This is a genomic window from Vibrio sp. V43_P6S15P86, assembly GCF_009904725.1.
Lineage (GTDB): Bacteria > Pseudomonadota > Gammaproteobacteria > Enterobacterales > Vibrionaceae > Vibrio > Vibrio diabolicus.
This window is the reverse complement of record NZ_WXWT01000018.1, coordinates 1-5,641: the sequence shown is the minus strand read 5'-3', so window position 1 is coordinate 5,641 and position 5,641 is coordinate 1. Positions and strand designations below refer to the sequence as shown.

Annotated in this window: 6 protein-coding genes; all 6 read right to left on the bottom strand. The window is 44.4% G+C overall.

All coding sequences use genetic code 11. The features are described 5' to 3' along the window. Positions 1-200: 200 nt before the first annotated feature. Positions 201-1,679 (bottom strand): CesT family type III secretion system chaperone, encoded by a 1,479-nt coding sequence (locus CAG69_RS01115; protein ID WP_161442301.1) that lies wholly within the window; start codon positions 1,677-1,679, stop codon positions 201-203. Positions 1,680-1,688: 9 nt separating this feature from the next. After that, positions 1,689-2,147: a CesT family type III secretion system chaperone gene (locus CAG69_RS01110; protein ID WP_005395137.1), complete on the bottom strand. Its 459-nt coding sequence runs from the start codon at positions 2,145-2,147 to the stop codon at positions 1,689-1,691. A 230-nt stretch (positions 2,148-2,377) separates the two neighbouring features. Continuing rightward, a complete protein-coding gene (vopR, locus tag CAG69_RS01105) occupies positions 2,378-3,355 on the bottom strand; it encodes a type III secretion system effector VopR (RefSeq protein ID WP_161442300.1) in 978 nt (325 codons plus the stop codon). Between the two features lie 10 nt (positions 3,356-3,365). Next, the gene (locus CAG69_RS01100; protein WP_031780449.1) at positions 3,366-3,812 is read right to left on the bottom strand and encodes a type III secretion system chaperone; all 447 of its coding nucleotides are present in this window, start codon (positions 3,810-3,812) and stop codon (positions 3,366-3,368) included. 264 nt (positions 3,813-4,076) lie between these two features. Continuing rightward, on the bottom strand, positions 4,077-5,240 hold the full coding sequence (locus CAG69_RS01095) for a VopS family T3SS effector adenosine monophosphate-protein transferase (protein WP_006741525.1): 1,164 nt from the start codon (positions 5,238-5,240) through the stop codon (positions 4,077-4,079). A gap of 3 nt (positions 5,241-5,243) precedes the next feature. Further along, the coding region (locus CAG69_RS01090; protein ID WP_161442298.1) for a CesT family type III secretion system chaperone at positions 5,244-5,641 on the bottom strand (398 nt) is incomplete at its 5' end.

Here is a 5,641-nt window from a genome sequence, read left to right as displayed (position 1 = left end):
GAATACCACAGCGCAAAAGAAGTATTAGACGCAATGCCAGAAGGTTCGGCTGACTACGACAAGCAGAAAAAGCACTGTGAATCTCTATTTGCTAATGCCGAGCGCTTTTTTAAGCGAAATCAGTAGGCTAATTTAACGCCTAGATAAACATCCGGCAAACACCATATACGGTAAGGGAGCATCTGCTCCCTTACTTTCAATTAAACCCAACCTTCCGCTAAGTACATCAGTCGCAATTGACTTGGTGAGCCCAGTTTATCTAATGCATCCAACTGAGCGTCACTCAGGTTTGGGCATTTATCAAGGTATACTCGTCCATTTTCGGCATCAAGTGGCAGTTTGTAAGTCAACTTTTCATTGATTTGACTCGCCTCCCCTTTATCAATCGCTCGAACTGCAGGCATGAGCCAATCCCAATCTTCGCCCAACAGCTTTTTAAACGCACTATGAGCAGTTGCCTCAGTTTTACTTGGCGCATCTTCTGGACTTAGCTTCAAGATAGAATCAACGTCAGGGACTAAGTGTTCACTTGGCTCTGAGCCCAACATCTTTTTCAACGTTAAGCGAGCGGCTTCCATCTCTTGTGCTTCTTTAGGCGCTTGAGGTGATGTCATCGCCGTGTTTTCTTTAGGACCAAGGTACGCCATCAATGCGCGTACAGAAGCTGGATCTTGCATGCTGAAGGTAAAGTCTCCTTTGGCATTAGAAACTTCAAGCCTTGGTAAAACACCAGACATCTCACCTTGCATGAGTTGTTCTTTGACTTCTGTATTTAGTCCGTATGCTCCAGCTTGGTTCGCAACAAAACCACCACCACTGATAATGCCAGTCGTGGCAGCCGAACCAATGGCTTCTTTTGCTATCGGCGTAACACCCGCTGTCGCTACCGAGCTCACACCAAAAGTACCCAAGCTCCCTGTCGCCATACCCAATGTTGCCCCAACTGCACCTTCAGCTGATAACATTGCATGACCTTGAGCCAATGTTTGTTGCATCGGCATAGAGAGACGTTGGTCTCGCCCTGGAAGCTGCGAAATTTGCTCCAGCTGATGGTGGTAAGCTTCAGCATCGCCATTGACTGCCGCTTTGTGCAGCTCACGTCCTGTTGAAATTAATAGCCCTACGCCAGGCAAAGCTAGGTTGATGACTGCATTAACGCCAGAACCTTTCAGTTTTTCTTTGCCCATCTGTAACAGTTCGGCACCAAAACCATCCATTTTCCCCGGGCACTGAGCCTCTAAACTCACCTGCATACGAGGATCTTTGCTGATCGCGTCAAACGTATTTTTAAGCTGCTGGTACGTATCGCTGCTCACCTTGACTTCATCCAACAAGCTGACAACTTCTAAGATTTTGCGCTCAGTAAGCGGCTCACCGCGATAACCAGAAGGGCTAACTAATGAGTAAGCTAGCAAGGCAACCTCAGGCTTTTCTTGTTTAAGTAGCGCCTGTTTCAAATCAAGGTGAGTTTTGATGTTTTCTTGGAAAAACTTAGTGTATTTACTTCTCAACACGCCTTCGTGGATAGAAGCAAACTTGTGACCTTTGTGGAACGTTGAAGGTTCTTTTACCTCGCCTCTTTTACTGATCACTCGGTCATCTTTTTGCGCAGCGACTGCACGAAACTGTTCTAGATCAGGGACTGGGCTTTGGCTGATTTTTTGCGTTGTATTGACCATTTTTCTCTCCTACACACGAAGTGATTGAACATGAGCTTGTTCATGATTAGGGGTAGTTGGAATCGCTTGATCCAACATTGCAAAACGCGCTTGCCACAATTCAGTCTGTTCAATAACCTCATGAAACCAAGCAGTAAGATTCGTCGTGTTTAGGTGCTCAACGGGTTTACGTCCCGCTAAGACAAGCTGTCGACCATTTGGGGCTAAAGCAAGTGCAAGGCTGCCACTACCGATGCCCTGATAATTAGCATGAGCAAGAAGCTCTAAACCTTTGAGTCTTTGTTCGCCCGACTTTTCTAATCCTCCGAACGTCACGGACAACATTAAGTCATCCGTATCTGTCGCGATGAAATACAGCATGTAGCGATCATCGACCAGTAGCTGACAACGTTCATTGTCTTCAAAATTCAGTTCGGGCAACTCATTGAGTTGGCAAAACTCCAAGAGCAGTTGTTGAATCGTGTTCATAACTTTTTCCTTTTGTTTCAATAACTCTATTGAACAACGATTGCAGATTGAACGATGTCGGTAATGGCTTTATTTTTGTCACTTTTTCGCCTTCATTGTGAGGTTTTTCGCAGAAATCTCGCTCTAAAAACGAGTTGCCAGAGTAATCAAAAAGAGCAGCTCAGGGCTGCTCTTTTAATCAAGGTTAGATGATTAGCATTATGTGGTTTCTCACTTCTTTTGCAGAGTGACTAACCCAGTTTATGGCTATCAAAAATGACTTCTGTTGGCGGGAACATATTCGAAACAGGTGGTCGTTGCGCATCTCCAAACATTGGTGCACCGAATGCGGATGTGGCCCAAGGGTCAACAATTTTCACATCCTTACTCCATGTTGATGGATCTTTAATATCACTCCCCTCTTGTCGACCAACCAGTACATAAAGGTGTGTACCTGAATGACCCTTTTTAAACGCAACCACTTCTACTTTAGGCTCACCTTCAGGTGTGCCTGACATGCCTTGAATCATCTCAGCAGCGGCAGCAAAGGCAAATGTAGTACAGCAGCCGGCTTTCGCGTTTTGTACTGCCTTAGCAATGTTCTGTAGAGTGCTTAATTGCGGTGCGGTTCCTCTTTGTGCTGCAGCTTGAACTCCGTTTGCGGACATAGTCGCTCGTTGATCTTGCATGATTCGCGCTTGATTCGCGTGAAGCGCTTCTAATCTAGGCTTTCCTTTGGTTTCATAAAACTGCGAACCTTTTACACCAAATGTATTTAAGTCTGTACAGGCAAAATCACCAAGCTTTTGAAGGTTAGTTTTATGTTCGTTGATCAGCGCTACACTCGATGAGGTTTTATTCGCTTTAGAAGAAGAGGCCGCCGTTTGTGGGGCTGGCCAATGTGAGCTCGGACCAGACGACAATCTCTCAAGATTTTTCAGACTACCAAGCGTTAACTTGTTTTCACCGTTCAACACATTTTGCAGCATCAACTTCGCAACGTCTTTAGGAATGCCCTGCTTCGTGAGCAGATTCACCACAATGTCTTTCGCTTTATTCTGGTGGCTAATACGCGCGCTGACGCTTTTGTTTTTAGGCGAACCTTCTTTAACAAAAATATCTTTGCCATTATGCGCTCGAACCTCTTTATCGTCAGCTTGATTTTGTGTCGCCAAATGGGACGTTAACTGACTCAACGAATGCATGTGTGATGTATTAATATTGACCATGTTTGATGCCTTAAACCTGAATAAATGCGTGTACGTCTGTTTGGCTAAAATCTACGACCGTATTGTTCTGAAATAACTGAGCCCAAGTATCCACTAGCTCATTCAGTTGAATCATCAAGTTAGCAATGTTGGTGAGTTCACTTTCGGCCGCAATGGCAACCTGAAGAACCACATCTTTAGTGGTTGGATTAACGCAAAACTGCACACCGCCGGTTTCTCGATATAAGAAGTTGTATTCAAGTAAAACTTGAAGTTTGTCTAACGTAATATCCTCTTGTTCTATGTGCAGGTTTTTAGAAATCAACAACTCGCCTTTTTCCTCCACGAGCAGAACATCGACACTGTTATTTTCAGCAAAATGCAGTGACCACATTTGATCGTCATACGCTGTCACGCGCTCAAGGTTCAGCACTTCTCCCAGTTCAGAGAGAAGCATATTAATCTTTCCTGTATCCATGTTGTGTCCTGTCTAATTTAATATACCTAAGTAGCCTCGAAATATCTGATGCAACGAGACGACTTGGGTATAACGGCTTATTTAAATAAGCTCATAAGGATAAGAGCGATTTTATGGCGTAATAGGCACAAGAGCTTTATTTAAACGTCTCAATTTTATTGCTATTAGCCGTTTTAGCGAGGTAGAAAAATGAAGAATAAGTTGGATAAAGAAATAAGAAAAGAGCGGCAATCGCCGCTCTAAAATTGGAATAGAAGAGAAAAATTACTTGATACCGTGAAGGCTGTTCTCTGCGTTCATAGCTAAAGGATTGAATGAGTCGTTACGAAGTTCTGCTATCGCGTATAGCATGCGTCCCATGCGACCGTTTCCATCGGTGAACCCGTGATACCCAATGACTCCTGCAAACAAGTGTTTACCCAGGTCTTTATCCGCCACTGGGTTTTCTTTCAAAAATCCTTCAATGTGCTGCTTTAGCATCCCCTCACCGCCAATACTTGAAGGCAAAGTACCACCCGAAATATTTGGCCCTCGGTAGTCACGTTCAACATCAGGTACCAATCGAGCGTGTAGCTCTTTTAAGTTGTCCATATTCAATAAGTCTTTACCATTAGACGCGTATTCTTTAAGTAAAGACGTAATGTTTTCGGCGTCGTTTCCTTTAGAGTTAGAAGCATTAATGATCCACGCCGCAGCTCGTTCGACATTATCGGTGACGCCACTTTTGTTAAACGCGTCCTCTGCCAGTCCTTCAGCGTATACACCTTGGCTTAGATCGGTGCTTGCTAGACCTTCGATATGGCGTTGCGCCGATTTAAGATGCATCACCTCCATATCAAACACCGCTTGCATTTGATTGATGCTACCTGCTGGATTTTTTTGCGCTGCAGACACACCGCCGCCATAGTCTTTTACTACACGTCCAGCAAGCGACTTCGCTGCACTTTCGCCAATCAGTGATGTGAGGTTTTTACCAGAATCGGTTTCTAGCATTGATTCTGTCATTGCTCGCTCCGCTAACTGGTTTAGCTCAGCAGAGTGCGATTGGACCGTTTTGCTATCCAATTTTGCGAATGCATTTAATACATCTGATGCGGTTTTTATGTTTCCATCTTTGAAGAACATTTGTCCATGCTCAACAGAAGAAGCTGCTCGTAAACGCTGAGCTTGGCCTTGCTCATTATCAAATACGGCTTTTGTAAGAGCTTTCGCAACCGATTGTGAGCTGCCTTCGCGAAACAATTTTCCTGTCGCTTCAAAAAATCGCGCTACCGCACCATTAGTAGGATTGGTACGAGTAAATTCTTGGGTCGCTGCGTTGATTTGGTATTCTTTGCCACCAATACTCAGCTTGCCTTCGTTTAGTATCTCGTTGCGAGCTTGCGGCATGGCAGCCTGCAATGCGCTAACACTTCCAAAACTGATCATGTTTTAAACCCTTAATGTGGAAAAATGAGTAGTACTCGTTACCGGGACTTCGGTTGTTTTATTGGTTACTTTTTGCGTGTTCGCACTTTTTAACCATTCGATGAAATTCGCTAATGATTCATCAAGAAAAGAAGCAGTTAACAGTTGCTGGTGCAGGTGTATGAAACCGATGTATCCCGTTTCTACCTCCCAGAATACCGCTGGAGAGCCTTGCGTTAAGGCATCTTTCATATGTTGATGCAAAACATCATCACTCGGCTTATCGCCTGAAATCAGCCCAATAAGTGTCAGGCGATCTTCTTGTGCGCGAATTGTGATTGCTGTGTTTTGGTCAATGAGTAGATGACAACAATCATCCTCATCAAAAACCAGCGACTCCAGTTGGCAGCGGCTGGCAAAAT

Excerpts from the sequence above, each read along its gene's own strand:
- CAG69_RS01110 (WP_005395137.1), bottom strand. The coding sequence starts at position 2,147 with ATGAACACGATTCAACAACTGCTCTTGGAGTTTTGCCAACTCAATGAG.
- vopR (WP_161442300.1), bottom strand. The coding sequence starts at position 3,355 with ATGGTCAATATTAATACATCACACATGCATTCGTTGAGTCAGTTAACG.
- CAG69_RS01095 (WP_006741525.1), bottom strand. The coding sequence starts at position 5,240 with ATGATCAGTTTTGGAAGTGTTAGCGCATTGCAGGCTGCCATGCCGCAA.
- CAG69_RS01100 (WP_031780449.1), bottom strand. The coding sequence starts at position 3,812 with ATGGATACAGGAAAGATTAATATGCTTCTCTCTGAACTGGGAGAAGTG.
- CAG69_RS01115 (WP_161442301.1), bottom strand. The coding sequence starts at position 1,679 with ATGGTCAATACAACGCAAAAAATCAGCCAAAGCCCAGTCCCTGATCTA.